At 73.9% G+C, this 13,902-nt stretch carries 12 protein-coding genes; 6 read left to right on the forward strand and 6 right to left on the reverse strand.

Translation table 11 applies throughout. From position 1 onward, the window contains the following. Nucleotides 1-52 precede the first annotated feature (52 nt). The 4 genes from LG379_RS00195 to LG379_RS00210 all read right to left on the reverse strand — a co-directional run bounded on the left by LG379_RS00195 (nt 53) and on the right by LG379_RS00210 (nt 4,741). Nucleotides 53-1,381: an MFS transporter gene (locus LG379_RS00195; protein WP_225752589.1), complete on the reverse strand. Its 1,329-nt coding sequence runs from the start codon at nt 1,379-1,381 to the stop codon at nt 53-55. A gap of 159 nt (nt 1,382-1,540) precedes the next feature. Continuing rightward, entirely contained in the window at nt 1,541-2,497 is a 957-nt protein-coding gene (locus LG379_RS00200; protein ID WP_225752590.1) for a hypothetical protein, read from the reverse strand. A 424-nt stretch (nt 2,498-2,921) separates the two neighbouring features. Continuing rightward, complete coding sequence (locus LG379_RS00205) at nt 2,922-4,013, reverse strand: inositol-3-phosphate synthase (RefSeq protein WP_225752591.1); 1,092 nt, start codon at nt 4,011-4,013, stop codon at nt 2,922-2,924. Between the two features lie 20 nt (nt 4,014-4,033). Next, on the reverse strand, nt 4,034-4,741 hold the full coding sequence (locus tag LG379_RS00210; protein ID WP_225752592.1) for a PadR family transcriptional regulator: 708 nt from the start codon (nt 4,739-4,741) through the stop codon (nt 4,034-4,036). Nucleotides 4,742-5,211: 470 nt separating this feature from the next. On the opposite strand from LG379_RS00210, the gene LG379_RS00215 reads away from it, so the two are divergent. The 5 genes from LG379_RS00215 to rplI all read left to right on the forward strand — a co-directional run bounded on the left by LG379_RS00215 (nt 5,212) and on the right by rplI (nt 9,798). After that, nucleotides 5,212-7,923, forward strand: a complete 2,712-nt coding sequence (locus LG379_RS00215; protein WP_225752593.1) for a transglycosylase domain-containing protein — start codon at nt 5,212-5,214, stop codon at nt 7,921-7,923. A 219-nt stretch (nt 7,924-8,142) separates the two neighbouring features. Next, the gene (rpsF, locus tag LG379_RS00220; protein WP_225752594.1) at nt 8,143-8,433 is read left to right on the forward strand and encodes a 30S ribosomal protein S6; all 291 of its coding nucleotides are present in this window, start codon (nt 8,143-8,145) and stop codon (nt 8,431-8,433) included. 78 nt (nt 8,434-8,511) lie between these two features. Then, complete coding sequence (locus LG379_RS00225; RefSeq protein WP_225752595.1) at nt 8,512-9,036, forward strand: single-stranded DNA-binding protein; 525 nt, start codon at nt 8,512-8,514, stop codon at nt 9,034-9,036. A 56-nt stretch (nt 9,037-9,092) separates the two neighbouring features. Further along, nucleotides 9,093-9,329, forward strand: coding sequence for a 30S ribosomal protein S18 (rpsR, locus tag LG379_RS00230; RefSeq protein WP_225752596.1), 237 nt, complete (start codon nt 9,093-9,095; stop codon nt 9,327-9,329). A 16-nt stretch (nt 9,330-9,345) separates the two neighbouring features. Continuing rightward, a complete protein-coding gene (gene rplI / locus LG379_RS00235) occupies nt 9,346-9,798 on the forward strand; it encodes a 50S ribosomal protein L9 (RefSeq protein ID WP_225752597.1) in 453 nt (150 codons plus the stop codon). Between the two features lie 94 nt (nt 9,799-9,892). On the opposite strand, the gene LG379_RS00240 is transcribed toward rplI, so the two are convergent. Together LG379_RS00240 and LG379_RS00245 are read right to left on the reverse strand one after the other, a co-directional pair. Further along, a complete protein-coding gene (locus LG379_RS00240) occupies nt 9,893-11,032 on the reverse strand; it encodes an aromatic acid exporter family protein (protein ID WP_225752598.1) in 1,140 nt (379 codons plus the stop codon). A gap of 94 nt (nt 11,033-11,126) precedes the next feature. Beyond that, nucleotides 11,127-12,491, reverse strand: a complete 1,365-nt coding sequence (locus tag LG379_RS00245) for an MATE family efflux transporter (protein WP_225752599.1) — start codon at nt 12,489-12,491, stop codon at nt 11,127-11,129. A 138-nt stretch (nt 12,492-12,629) separates the two neighbouring features. On the opposite strand from LG379_RS00245, the gene LG379_RS00250 reads away from it, so the two are divergent. After that, the gene (locus tag LG379_RS00250) at nt 12,630-13,871 is read left to right on the forward strand and encodes an AGE family epimerase/isomerase (protein WP_225752600.1); all 1,242 of its coding nucleotides are present in this window, start codon (nt 12,630-12,632) and stop codon (nt 13,869-13,871) included. Nucleotides 13,872-13,902 lie beyond the last annotated feature (31 nt).

Below are 13,902 nucleotides of genomic sequence, written 5' to 3' on the forward strand. Positions count from 1 at the left end.
GTGCGTGCCGCTCCGGTCCCGGGCGCGCGGGTGCCGGGCGGCCCGCTGCACGTCAGGCGCGGGCCGGGGCGGCGCCGTCGTCGGCGGGGTCGGCCACGTCGTCGAGGTGCACCGGCTGGGACGGGCCGGTCCGGTAGAGCACGGCCGCGACGACGTACGCCGCCGCCAGCCCGAGGAACGCCCCGGACGACCACCCGGTGTCTGGCAGGACGACGGCGGCCAGGGCGGCGGCGCCGACGAACGCCGCGTTGTAGAGGACGTCGTAGAGGGCGAAGGCGCGGCCGCGGAAGTCGTCGTGCGTGTCGCGCTGGACGATCGTGTCGACCGCGATCTTCGCGCCCTGGGCCGCGAGCCCCAGCAGGACGCCGCTGACGAGGAGGACGGCGAGCGCGTACGACGCCGCGAGGAGCAGCTGGCTCGCCGCGCCGACCCCCAGGCAGACGACGACCCACGTGGCCGGGGTCATCCGCTCGTGCGCGAGGGGCGTGAGGACGACGGCGAGCGCGAAGCCGAGCGTCGTGGCGCCGAGGACCGTGGCGAACACGGCGAGGCCGGCGTCGGCGTCGGCGGGGTCGGCGAGGAGGTTGCGGGAGATGAGGATGGCCGCGATGAACGTCACGCCGTAGATGAACCGGTGCGTCGCCATGACGCCGAGCGCCGTCGCGGGGGTGCGGCGGCGCGCCAGGTAGCGCATGCCCTGGCCCAGCCCGCGGCCGACCTCCCGGACCCGCGACAACAGCTCCCCGGCGGCGGCGCGGTGCGTCGGGCCGAGCTGGTCGGCGCGCAGGCGCAGCGCGAGGGCCGATGCCCCGGCGAAGAGCACCGCGGCACCGAGGAGGACGACGGCGTCGCGCGCCTCGCCCGTCGGGGCGAGCCGGCCGACGAGACCGAGGGCCGCCCCCACGCCGGCAGCGGCGGCGCCCAGGGTCGGGGTGATCGCGTTGGCCATGAGCAGCTGGTCCCGGGGGACGACGCGTGGGAGTCCGGCGGAGAGCGCCGCGAGCAGGAACCGGTTGATCGACAGGGTGAGGAGGGCGACGACGTACACGGCGGGGCCCACGCCGACGGTCACGAGGAGCGCGGCGAGGACGCCGGTGAGCACGACGCGGACGGCGTTCCCCACCAGCAGCACCTGACGGCGCCGCCACCGGTCCAGCAGCACGCCGGCCCACGGACCCACGACCGTGAACGGGAGGAGCAGGACCGCGAACGCCGCGGCGACGTCGGCGGCGGTCGCGAGCCGTTCGGGCGCGAAGAAGAACAGGGTCGCGAGGCCGACCTGGAACATGCCGTCCCCGGCCTGCGAGACGAGGCGGACGGCGAACAGCCGCCGGAAGCCCCGGTGGACGGCGACCGTCCGCAGGTCCCCGAGCACGCTCACCCGCCGAGGCTACCGGCGGGGTGCCGTCCGGGGCTCCCGCCCCGCTCCCGCCCCCGTCCCCCGCCGTCCGCCGGCCCGTCTCGCTCCCTGCGTCGAAGCGTTTGTCGCACCACGGACGACGAACGCTTCGGTGAACGTGACTCGCTGGGGGTTCCCGCTCTACGACGACCGCCCGAGGGGGCAGGCCTTCCCGCAGCCACGGGTCACGCCGGACCAGCCGCGGCCGCGGAGGGCCGCCGCCACCTGCGCGGCTGTGGTGCACGGCGTCACGGCCACGTGCCGCCACCGGTAGCGCAGCGTCAGCTCCGTCCGTTCGAGCGCGACGGCGTTGTCCCGCCACACGTCGGCGTCGGTCCGGCCACCGGGGTGGGCGACCTGGCCGTCGAGCTCCACGCGGACGCCGAACGCATACCAGCGGTCGGCCCTGATCCAGCGGCCCCCCACCCGGTGCCGCGCCTGGGGCGTCCCGCGTGGAAGACCGTGCGCGCGCTCGACGTCGCGGTGGTACCGGTGCTCCATCGGTGACTCGGTCGTCAGGACGCCGTCGTCGAGGAGGTCCAGGACCAGACCCCGATGGCGGAAACGACTGCGCCGGCGCGCCGCCTCGGCGACGGCCTCGGCGAGGGCGCCGGCACGAACCGCACGCGCCAGCCATCCGACGGCGTCGTCCACCGTCGCGCTCGCCGCCACCAGGTCGACGGTGGTGTCGGCACGCGTGACGGTGGGCAGCCCTCCGCTGACCTCGGGCATGACCTGCCGGACGTGAATCCGGACGCCGCGAGTCGGGCGCACGCGTCGGTGCGCGGGGACGACCACCTCGATGGTGCGGGGCTCTCGAGAGGTGAAGCGCCACAGCCGTGCGGCGGACTCGTGGGACACCGCCGCGCCGGCACCGGCGTAGAGCACGGCTGCCCACGCGCGCGAGTGCCAGCCGACGGGACCCGAGTGCGTGAGGACGACACCCTGGTGGAGACGCTGCCATCGGCCGGTCCGGACCTGGTGCGCCACCCACGACCGGAGGGCGCCGTGGTGGAGCAGCTGTGCCGTGGGGAGGACGCCGGCCTGACGGTCCGCGCGGACCACGGCGGCTCGAGCGGCATCGCGGGAGGTGCTCATCCGTCGAGCGTGAGCGCGCCGCGCCGCGGAGCGCCAGACGGCCCAGCAGCCCTGTGGACGAAGAAAGCTCCGGCGGTCCTACACAGACCCCGGTGGCGACCCAAAAGGCCGCCGCGAACGTCGGGCGAAGCCTTTGTCGCGGCAACGGCAACAAACGCTTCGGCGGGAGGCCGGGAGGTGGGAGGGGAGGCGGGAGGCGAGGGGAGGCGGGCGGGAGGGCTTCGAGTCAGCGTTGGTGCCTTTGCTCGCGCTGAGCCTGCACTCCGCGACGGCCGAGGGCGCCGCCGCTGCGCGACGACGCCCTCAACCTCTGCTGCGTTCCGGCTCAGCGCTGGTGCCTTTGCTCGCGCTGAGCCTGCACTCCGCGACGGCCGAGGGCGCCGCCGCTGCGCGACGACGCCCTCAACCTCTGCTGCGTTCCGGCTCAGCGCTCGGTGTCACCGGCGATGAAGGCCTCGAGCTGTGCCCGGCCCTTCGTGTCCTCCATCTGCACCGGCGGCGACTTCATGAAGTACGTCGACGCGGAGATGATCGGGCCACCGATCCCACGGTCCTTGGCGATCTTCGCGGCGCGCAGGGCGTCGATGATGATGCCGGCCGAGTTCGGGGAGTCCCACACCTCGAGCTTGTACTCCAGGTTCAGGGGTACCTCGCCGAACGCGCGGCCCTCGAGGCGCACGTACGCCCACTTCCGGTCGTCGAGCCACGCGACGTAGTCCGACGGGCCGATGTGGACGTTGCGGTCCTCCTTCTTGTTCGCCAGCGAGCCCTCGAGGTTCGAGGTGACCGACTGCGTCTTGGAGACCTTCTTGGACTGCAGGCGCTCGCGCTCGAGCATGTTCTTGAAGTCCATGTTGCCGCCGACGTTGAGCTGGTAGGTGCGGTCCAGCGCGACGCCGCGGTCCTCGAAGAGCTTCGCGAGCACCCGGTGCGTGATCGTGGCGCCGACCTGCGACTTGATGTCGTCGCCGACGATCGGCACACCGGCTGCCTCGAACTTCGCCGCCCAGTCAGGGTCGGACGCGATGAAGACCGGGAGCGCGTTCACGAAGGCGACGCCGGCGTCGATCGCGCACTGCGCGTAGAACTTCGCGGCCTCCTCCGACCCCACGGGCAGGTAGCAGATGAGGACGTCGACCTCCGCGTCCTTGAGGGCCTTCACCACGTCGACGGCGGGCGCGTCGGACTCCTCGATCGTCTCGGCGTAGTACTTGCCGATCCCGTCGAGCGTCGGGCCGCGCTGCACCGTCACGTCGAGCGGCGGGACATCGGCGATCTTGATGGTGTTGTTCTCGCTGGCGACGATCGCCTCGGAGAGGTCGAAACCGACCTTCTTCGCGTCGACGTCGAACGCCGCCACGAACTCGATGTCAGAGATGTGGTACGGGCCGAACTGCACGTGCATCAGGCCCGGCACCGTGCTCTGCGGGTCGGCGTCCGCGTAGAACTGGACGCCCTGCACCAGCGACGCGGCGCAGTTGCCGACGCCCACGATGGCGACGCGGATCGAACTCATCCTGGCTCCTCGATATCTCTTCAGTGCTGCGGCGCAGGGGCGTCGTCAGCGGTGTCGTTGGTGGTCGGTCGACCACCGTCGGTTCGGTCGGCGCGACCGTGGGGGCCACGCGTGGCGGGCCGGTTCGCGGCCCTCGTGCCGGCGGCGCGCCGGGGCGCGTCGTCGCGGTCGCGGCCGAGGCCACGCTCGTTGTCGATCAGTCCGTCGAGCCACCGGACCTCGCGCTCGACCTGCTCCAGGCCGTGGCGCTGCAGCTCCAGCGTGTACTCGTCGAGGCGCTCGCGGGTGCGCGCCATCGCCTGGCGGACGTTCTCCAGACGCTCGGTGAGCCGCGTGCGGCGCCCCTCGAGGATCCGCAGCCGGGTCTCGGCGTCGGTCTGCGCGAAGAACGCGAACCGCACGTCGAACCCCTCGTCCTCCCACGACGCCGGGCCGGCCTCGGCGAGCAGGTCAGCGAAGTGCTCCTTGCCCTCCGCCGTCAGCTCGTAGACGATCCGCGCGCGCTTGCCCGACAGGGCGTGCGGCGGCGGCGTCTGCGAGGCGTCGCTGCCCTGGATGAGCGCCCGTCCCTCGAGCGACTTCAGCGCCGGGTACAGCGAGCCGTACGACAGCGCCCGGAACGAGCCGAGCAGCAGGTTGAGGCGCTTGCGCAGCTCGTAGCCGTGCATGGGCGTCTCGTGCAGCGACCCGAGGATCGCCAGCTCGAGGACGTCCGCCCGACTGCGCACCGCTCCGCCTCTCCCGGCCCGTGACCGGGCGGCGTGCTGCGCCGGACCGGTCCCGCTATGGTGTCTGCGCCGCCCCGGTGGACGGCTCGATGTATCGAACTGATACATCGTAAGATTAGGTCGGTTCGTCACAGCATGCAAGCGACCTACGCCGCGGGCGCGCCGCGCGGGGGCGCCCCAGGTGGTCGTATCCCCGCCCGACGCTCACCGGAGCGGGCCCGGCGGCGGTGTCGCACCCAGCAGACGTCCAGCCCGCACCGCGGTTCTGCCCAGGATCCGCACGTAGCGTCACGGTCCGTCCACGGCACGCTCGCCATACTGGGCGGCAGATCGACGTCGTCGGCCCGCCCTCAGGGCGCCGTGCCGGACGGGCGTCCGTACCCTGACCGGTGGCCGCGATCACGGCCCCGTCCGACGAAAGGCACAGCGTGGCAACGGGATCCTCCCCCACCTCCCGCCCCGCGGGCTCCATGCCGGCGACCCCCCCGCGCCGCAGCGTCCGCAGCGGGCAGGCTGGCCCGGCGCCGTCGGCCGCGCCCTGGGGCGCGACCGGTGCGGCGGCGCCGCAGCGCCCGACGACGGGCGGTGGTGCCGGTGGTGCGGGCGGCTCGGGCGGCGGCCGCGGAGGCGGTGGCGGCGGGCGTGGTCCCGGTGACGGTGGTCGCGGCTCGGGCGGCGGTCGCGCAGGCGGCGCGGCCGCGGGCCGTCGTCGGCTCATCGACTACCCGCGCCACGGCAAGACCGGCTGGCGGCGCTGGGTGCCGTCGTGGAAGCTCGTCCTCGGCCTCGTCCTGCTGGGCCTGGCGCTGCTCGTCGGCCTCGCCGCGTGGGCGTACGCGACCACGGAGATCCCCGAGCCCGACGAGTTCGCCCAGGCGCAGACGACGACCGTCTACTACGCCGACGGCGAGACGGTGCTCGGCACGTTCGGCGAGGCCAACCGGGAGATCGTCGCGGGCGACACCATCCCGCAGCACGTCAAGGACGCCGTCGTCGCCGCGGAGGACCGGACGTTCTACGAGAACGCCGGTATCTCGCCGACCGGCATGGCGCGCGCGCTGTGGAACAACCTGCGTGGCGGCAGCCGCCAGGGCGGCTCGACCATCACTCAGCAGTACGCGGAGCGCTACTACTTCGGTGCCACCGTGGACGACTACCGGGGCAAGATCCGCGAGGCGCTCCTGGCCGTGAAGCTGGACCAGGCGCAGGACAAGGACGAGATCCTCGAGAACTACCTCAACACGATCTTCCTCGGCCGCGGCGCGTACGGCATCGAGCGCGCGGCGCAGGAGTACTTCGGGGTCCCGGCCGCCGAGCTGGACGTCTCGCAGGCCGCGCTCATCGCCGGGATCATCCCCTCGCCGAACAACTGGGACCCGCGCAACGACCCCGCGCGGGCCGAGGAGCGGTGGAACTACGTGCTCGACGGCATGGTCGAGATCGGCCGGCTCCAGCAGGCCGAGCGCGACGCGCTCGTGTTCCCGCAGACGATCGAGTACGTGCAGGACGACCGCCTCGCCGGTCCGCGCGGGTACCTCGTCGACATGGTCCGCCGCGAGATCCTCGACCGGTCGCCGGTCTCGGAGGACGAGCTGGAGACCCGCGGCTACAAGATCGTCTCGACGATCGAGGTCCCGATGCAGGACTCCATCGAGGCGGCCGCCACGTCGCTGCCCGAGGACCGGCCGGCGAACCTCCGCGTCGCGATGGTGACGCTCGACCCCGCCGACGGGGCGATCAAGGCGCTGTACGGCGGGCCCGACTTCGTCACCGTGTCGCGCAACGCGGTGACCCAGGACATCGCCCAGGCCGGCTCGACGTTCAAGCCGTTCACGCTCGTCGGCTACCTCGAGAACGGCGGCTCGCTGCGCTCCCGGTACAACGGGGACAACGGGCTCACGGTCGAGGGCTTCCCGGAGCCGGTGCGCAACTTCGGCGACGACAGCTTCGGCGAGGTCGACCTCGTCCGCGCGACGGCCAGCTCGGTCAACACCGTGTACGCGCAGATGAACGTCGAGGAGGGCGTCGAGGCCGGACCTGCGCGCACCGTCGACGTCGCCGTCCGCGCCGGCGTGGACGAGGACGCCGTCGACCTCCTCCCGCCGGTGCCGTCCAACGTGCTCGGCACGCCCTCGGTGAACCCCATCGACATGGCGCAGGCGTTCAACACCTTCGCCGCCCAGGGGGTCAGGACCGAGCCCTTCATCGTGCGCTCGATGGAGTACCTGGACGGGGGCGTCGTGTACGAGGGCGCCCAGAAGGGCGAGCGCGTCTTCGCCGAGGACGTCATGGCGGACACGACCTTCGCCCTCCAGCAGGTGGTCGCCGCCGACCGCGGCACCGGCCGCTACGCGCAGCAGATCGGGCGCCCCGCCGCGGGCAAGACCGGCACCTCGAACGAGAACCGGTCCGCGTGGTTCGTCGGGTTCACCCCGCAGCTGACGACGGCGGTCGCGATGTACCAGGTCGGGGAGGACGGCGTCTCCGCGGAGACGATCACGCCGTTCGGGGAGTTCGCGAACAGCCAGATCACCGGCGGCTCCTACCCGATCCGTCTCTGGACCGAGCACATGACGCGGGCGCTCGAGGGCACCGAGGTGCTCCCGTTCCCCGAGCGCGCGGACATCGGCGAGCCGAACCTCCCGCCGATCATCGCGGTGCCGTCGGTCGTGGGCCTGCCCGAGGCCGAGGCGGTCGCCCAGCTGCGGGCGGCGGGCTTCGGGGCCGCGGTGCAGCGCTCGACGGACCCCTCGGTCCCCGAGGGCATCGTCATCAGCCAGAGCCCGCGGGGCGAGGCCGAGGAGGGCTCGACGGTCACGGTCGTCGTGTCCGAGGGCACCGGGCTCGTCGACGTGCCGAACGTCGTGGGCCAGAACGCGGAGCAGGCGCGGGCGACCCTCACCGCCGCCGGCTTCTCGGTGAGCTCGCGCGACGTCGAGGCGGCCGAGCCGGCCGGTCAGGTGATCGCGCAGAACCCGGCGGGTGGCCAGGCGCAGCCGGGCAGCGCCGTGTCGATCGACGTGTCGACGGGTCCGCCGCCGGAGCCGGAGCCGGAGCCCACGGAACCGCCGGTACCGACGCCCGCACCGACGCCGGCGCCCACCGCTCCGGTGGCGCCGCCCGGACAGGACGAGGGAACGGGTGAGGGCCAGGTCCTCCCACCCGGCCTGCCCGAGCCGTGACCGCGACGCCGTAGCACCGACGCGACCGCGGCCGTCCACAGCCGTGGCGGCCGCGGTCCGTCGCGTCGGCGTCAGCCGGTAGCATGGGCCGCTGCTGCACGGGACGAGGGGTGCCATCACCACCTCCCGGTCCACGGACCGGGCCCGGCGCAGCTGACGCACAACCCTCCTGCCACGGAAAGACCGTGGCCGCTGAGACCACAGGAGGTGGGTTCTCGCATGCGTCGTTACGAGATGATGGTCATCCTCGACCCTGACATCGAGGAGCGCACCGTCGCCCCGTCCCTCGACAAGTACCTCGGGGTCGTCAAGACCGCCGGCGGCACCGTCGACACCGTGGACATCTGGGGCCGGCGCCGTCTGGCCTACGAGATCAACAAGAAGGCCGAGGGCATCTACGCCGTCGTGAACTTCACCGCGACCCCCGAGACGGCTCAGGAGCTGGACCGTCAGCTGGGTCTCAACGAGGCCGTCCTGCGCACGAAGGTCATGCGCCCGGACGCTCACTGACCCGGCAGCCGTCAGGCCGTCGTCGCCGAACACCCAGATCGACCCACCCGCGAGTCGACCAACCGCTAGGAGCAGGCAATGGCTGGTGACACCGTCATCACGGTGGTCGGGAACCTGACCGGGGACCCCGAGCTCCGCTTCACCCCCTCCGGCGCCGCGGTCGCGAACTTCACGATCGCGTCCACGCCGCGTGCCTTCGACCGCCAGAGCAACGAGTGGAAGGACGGCGACACGCTGTTCATGCGCTGCTCGATCTGGCGCGAGGCGGCGGAGAACGTCGCGGAGTCGCTGACCAAGGGCATGCGCGTCATCGCCCAGGGTCGTCTGGTGCAGCGCTCCTACGAGACCCGTGAGGGCGAGAAGCGCACCGTCGTGGAGCTCCAGGTCGACGAGGTCGGCCCCTCCATGCGGTACGCGTCGGCCAAGGTCACCCGGGCGCAGCGCTCGGGCGGCGGTGGCGGTGGTGGCGGCTTCGGTGGCGGCAACGGCTACAGCAGCGGTGGCAACCAGGGCGGGGGCGGCGGGTTCGACAACGACCCGTGGGCCACGTCCGGACCGTCCGCAAGCGGTGGTGGCTCGTTCAACGACGAGCCCCCCTTCTGATCCCTCGGCCATGACCGCCCGGCGGTCCGGCCACGAAGAACCCCGAGGAGCACACGATGGCGAAGCCCGTCGTCCGTAAGCCCAAGAAGAAGCAGAACCCCCTCAAGGCGGCGAAGATCGACGTCGTCGACTACAAGGACACCGCGCTGCTGCGGAAGTTCATCTCGGACCGCGGCAAGATCCGCGCGCGCCGTGTGACCGGTGTCTCCGTCCAGGAGCAGCGCGCCATCGCCCGGGCCGTCAAGAACGCCCGCGAGATGGCTCTGCTGCCGTACTCGAGCTCGGCTCGCTGAGAAAGGGGCTGGACTCATGGCGAAGCTCATCCTCACGCACGAGGTGACCGGACTCGGCGCCCCGGGTGACGTGGTGGAGGTCAAGGACGGGTACGCCCGCAACTACCTCCTGCCGCGTGGCCTGGCCACGGCGTGGAGCAAGGGTGCCCAGAAGCAGATCGACCAGATCCGCAAGGCCCGCAAGAGCCGCGAGATCGCGTCGCTCGACGACGCCCGCGCGGTGCGCGACAGCCTGCAGTCGAAGGCGGTCGTCGTGACGGCCAAGGCCGGCGCGTCCGGCCGCCTCTTCGGCGCGGTGACGACGACGGACATCGCCGAGGCGATCACCGCCGCCGGCGGCCCGTCGGTCGACAAGCGGAAGATCGAGATCGGTCAGCCGATCAAGTCGTTGGGCGAGTACCAGGTGCAGGTCCGCCTGCACGAGGACGTCGCCGCGCAGGTCGACGTCGAGGTCGTCCCCTCGGCCTGACGCTGCGCGCGGCACGAGAGCCCGGTCCCCGTCACGGGGGCCGGGCTCTCGCCGTCCCAGGCCCCGGCCGACGGCGCGTCGAGCCGACGGCGCGTCAGGCCGACGGCGCGGTCGACACCCCCGGCTTCGGCAGCGGGCCGGTCGAGAGGCGGACGCCCTCGGGCGTCAGTGCCGACAGGGTGCGTCGCAGCGTCGTGACCACGGTGGCGACCACGAGCGCCTCCGCGTCCGCACCGTGGCGCTCCTCGTGCCGGGCCAGCGCCACGACGAGGCGCTGCACCGCGTCGTCGACCCGTGCACGGCGGCCCGGTTCCCTGTCGTCCAGCGCGATCTCCCGGATCGCGTCGGCGAGCTCGCGCAGCGCCGCCGCGATGGGGGCGCGCAGCTCGCGCGAGACCCCGCCGACCGGCGTCCCCCACGGCTGGTCGGCGGACAGCCCGTAGAGGTCGTCGATGAGCAGGACCGCCCGCTCCAGGGCCCGGTACTCCTCGCTGCGGCTCGAGACGAGCTCCGGGTGGCGGCGGGCGCGCAGGTTCCCCACGGCGGCCTCGTCGAACTCCCCGACGACGGCGCCCGCCCGGCTGAGGCGGCGACGCAGCTCCGCGCGCCCGGGACCGTGCTCGGTGAGCGGTGCCTCGCAGTCGTCGTCGTCCAGGTGCAGGGCGACGAACCGCAGGTGCGCCACCACCTCCGCGCGCAGCGCCCGGACGACCTCGTCGGCGGGGCCGAGCGGCAGCGTCGGCAGGGCTGCGTTGACCGCGATGGAGACGACACCACCGAGCAGGAAGAGCCCGGCGTACGACGCCGCGTACGACACCTCGTCCCCCTGGCCGACCAGCAGCACGAACACCGCGGCCAGGGGCACGTACGACCGGCTCTCACCGAGCCACGGCAGGCCGCCGACGAGGATCCCCGCACCGACGAGCAGCGCCAGGGTGATGCCGTGGGGCCCGAGGAGCTGGTCGCCCAGCAGGCCGAGCGCACCGCCGAGCACGATCGCCGTCAGGCCCCGCATCGCCTCCGCCGCGGAGCGGGACACCGCCGGGTGCATCGTGGCGACCGCACCGAACGGTGCGTAGAACGTGTAGTCCGCGGCGCCGGGGACCTGCAGGGCGACGAGCCACGCGACCAGGGCCGCGAGGGCGGTCTTCCCGGCCAGGGTCGTGCGCGGGTGACGGAGCAGGCGCAGCGCCCGGCGTCCGGGGCGGAGCCCGGTGGGGCGGGGATGAGGCATCCCTCCAGTGAAACAAGATCGGCAGCATCGGCAACCCCGGCCGAGGACCCGCAGGTCAGCGCGCCGCCGCGACGTCCGGCTCGCGGACGGCCGCTCAGCCCCCGGTCACCATCCACGCCGTCCCCCGTGCCCGAAGACCGGTCGTGACGGCGCGCGCGAGCATGAAGAGGCCGGCGAACGCCACCCAGGACCAGGCGAGACCGACGGCGCCGTCGTCGGCCCACGTGCGGACCGCGACCGCGGCCGGGGCGTACACGAGGAGCGTCGCCAGGCCGACCAGGGCGAGGTAGCGGCCGTCACCCGCGCCGATGAGCACGCCGTCGAGGACGAAGACCCACCCGGCGACGGGCAGCGTCACCGCGACGATCCACAGGGCGAGGGCGACGGCGCGTCGGACGGCGTCGTCGTCGGTGAAGAGCGGCCCGAGCCACCAGGCCAGCGGGGCCAGGAGCAGGCCGATGGCCACGCCCGCGCCCGTCCCCCACTGCAGGGTCCGGCGCAGCACCGCCCGCGTGCCGACGACGTCGCCTGCACCGAGACCGCGCCCGACGAGCGCCTGTGCGGCGATGGCGAGCGCGTCGAGCGCGAAGGCGATGAGGCCCCACACCGCCATGACGACCTGGTGACCGGCGAGCGACACGGTCCCCAGCCCCGCGGCGACCCACGCGGCCAGGAGCAGCGCCGCCCGCAGGGAGAGCGTCCGCAGGAGCAGGGGGACGCCGGCGCGTGCCCCGTGCAGCACGCCTGCCCCGGACGGGCCCAGCCCGATGCCCTCGCGTCGCGCCCCCCGCACGACGACGGCCCCCAGCACCGTGGCCATGAGCAGCTGCGTCACCGCCGTGCCCAGGCCCGAGCCCGCGACACCCATGCCGACGACGAGGACGAGCACCACCGAGAGCACCGCGTTGAGCACCGCCCCGCCGGCAGCGACCCACAGCGGCGTCCGCGTGTCGAGCATGCCGCGCAGGACCCCGGTCGCCGCGAGGACGACGAGCATCCCCGGCAGCCCGGGCGCGGACCAGCGCAGGTAGGCGACCGCGTGCGGGAGGACCTCCGCGGGTGCGCCCAGCCCGGCCAGCAGCCACGGTGCCGTGGCGAGCAGCGCAGCGGCGAGGACGGCGCCCAGGCCCGCCGCGATCCACAGGCCGTCGACCCCGAGCCGCAGCGCCCGTGCGCGGTCCCCGGCGCCCAGGGAGCGTGCGACGCTCGCCGTGGTCGTGTACGCGAGGAAGACGCACAGCCCGACGGCGGTCGTCAGGACGGTCCCGGCGAGCGCGAGCCCCGCGAGCGGGGCGGTGCCCAGGCGCCCGACGACGACCGAGTCGACGAGGACGAAGAGCGGTTCGGCGACGAGGGCGCCGAGCGAGGGGAGCGCCAGGGCGAGGATCTGGCGGTCGACCGGGCGGAGCCGGGCCCGCCACGAGGTCGCGCGTCGCTCCTGCGCCTGCCGTCCGCCCACGGGGCACGACGGTACGCCCGCGTGCCCGGCGGGCGCCTCGCGGGTCCGCGTGCGCCCCGCGAGGCAGCCGGGAAGCCCTACCGTGGCGACCGTCCCACCAACGCCCGGCGCACCTCCGTGCCGGCAGGAGGAGCCGACATGACCCGTCCCGGTGACACCGACCACCTCGCCGCCCAGCGCGCGGACCTGCTGCGGTTCGCGGCCGGCGCGGAGCACGCGGACGGGTTCGGCTACCTCGACGAGGGCGGCCGGATCGACCGCACGCGCCCGGTCGAGCTGTGGATCACGTGCCGCATGACGCACGTCTTCAGCCTGGGTGCGCTCGCGGACGAGCCCCCGGCCGACGGCGGCCCGTCGCGCCCGGAGCTGCTGCGGCTCGCCGCGCACGGGGTGTCGGCTCTTCGCGCCGCGCTGCACGACGACGAGCACGGCGGCTGGTTCGCGGCCGTGCACCCGGACGCCAGGGTCGACGACCGCAAGCAGGCCTACGGCCACGCCTTCGTGGTGCTCGCCGCGAGCTCGGCCGCGGCGGCCGGGGTCGACGGCGCGGAGAAGCTGCTGGCGGACGCCCTGGCGGTCCACGAGCAGCGGTTCTGGGACGACGCCGCGGGACTCGCGGTGGAGGAGTGGGACGCGGCGTGGACGACGCTCGACACGTACCGGGGCGTCAACGCCAACATGCACACGGTCGAGGCGTACCTCGCGGCCGGGGACGTCACCGGTGAGCAGCTGTGGCACCGCCGGGCGGCGCGGATCGGGGCGCACGTCGTCGGCTGGGCGCGGGAGAACGACTGGCGCATCCCCGAGCACTTCGACGCGGACTGGACACCGCTGCTCGAGCACCACCGGGACCGGCCGGCGGATCCCTTCCGCCCGTACGGCGCGACGGTCGGCCACGGGCTGGAGTGGGCGCGGCTGCTCGTGGCCCTGGACCGTTCGCTGGGGGACGGCGCCCCCGAGGGGCTCGTGGAGGCCGCCGTGGCGCTGACCGAGCGCGCTGTCGCGGACGGCTGGTCGGTGGACGGTGCGGACGGCTTCGTCTACACGACCGACTGGTCCGGCCGGCCGGTGGTGCGGGCCCGGATGCACTGGGTCGCTGCCGAGGCCGTGAGCACGGCGTACGTCCTGCACCAGGTCACCGGTGACCAGCGCTGGGCCGACGACGCCGCGACCTGGTGGGCGTACGTCGACCGCTACCTCGTCGACCACGAGCGCGGGTCGTGGCACCACGAGCTCGACACCGACAACCGGGTGTCCGGCGAGGTGTGGCCGGGCAAGCCGGACGCGTACCACGCGTACCAGGCGGCGGTGCTCCCGCTGCTGCCGGTGGTGCCGTCCTTCGCGACGGCCCTGCGCGTGCGGCACGAGTGGGGCGCCTGACGTCCACACCGGGTGCGACTGCTGTCCACCT

Source organism: Actinotalea sp. Marseille-Q4924 (genome assembly GCF_916618755.1).
Classification (GTDB): Bacteria; Actinomycetota; Actinomycetes; order Actinomycetales; family Cellulomonadaceae; genus Actinotalea.

Bases quoted from the DNA above. Each gene is read 5' to 3' on its own strand.
- LG379_RS00200 (WP_225752590.1), bottom strand. From the start codon at position 2,497: ATGAGCACCTCCCGCGATGCCGCTCGAGCCGCCGTGGTCCGCGCGGAC.
- LG379_RS00205 (WP_225752591.1), bottom strand. From the start codon at position 4,013: ATGAGTTCGATCCGCGTCGCCATCGTGGGCGTCGGCAACTGCGCCGCG.
- LG379_RS00215 (WP_225752593.1), top strand. From the start codon at position 5,212: ATGCCGGCGACCCCCCCGCGCCGCAGCGTCCGCAGCGGGCAGGCTGGC.
- rpsF (WP_225752594.1), top strand. From the start codon at position 8,143: ATGCGTCGTTACGAGATGATGGTCATCCTCGACCCTGACATCGAGGAG.
- LG379_RS00225 (WP_225752595.1), top strand. From the start codon at position 8,512: ATGGCTGGTGACACCGTCATCACGGTGGTCGGGAACCTGACCGGGGAC.
- rpsR (WP_225752596.1), top strand. From the start codon at position 9,093: ATGGCGAAGCCCGTCGTCCGTAAGCCCAAGAAGAAGCAGAACCCCCTC.
- rplI (WP_225752597.1), top strand. From the start codon at position 9,346: ATGGCGAAGCTCATCCTCACGCACGAGGTGACCGGACTCGGCGCCCCG.
- LG379_RS00240 (WP_225752598.1), bottom strand. From the start codon at position 11,032: ATGCCTCATCCCCGCCCCACCGGGCTCCGCCCCGGACGCCGGGCGCTG.
- LG379_RS00250 (WP_225752600.1), top strand. From the start codon at position 12,630: ATGACCCGTCCCGGTGACACCGACCACCTCGCCGCCCAGCGCGCGGAC.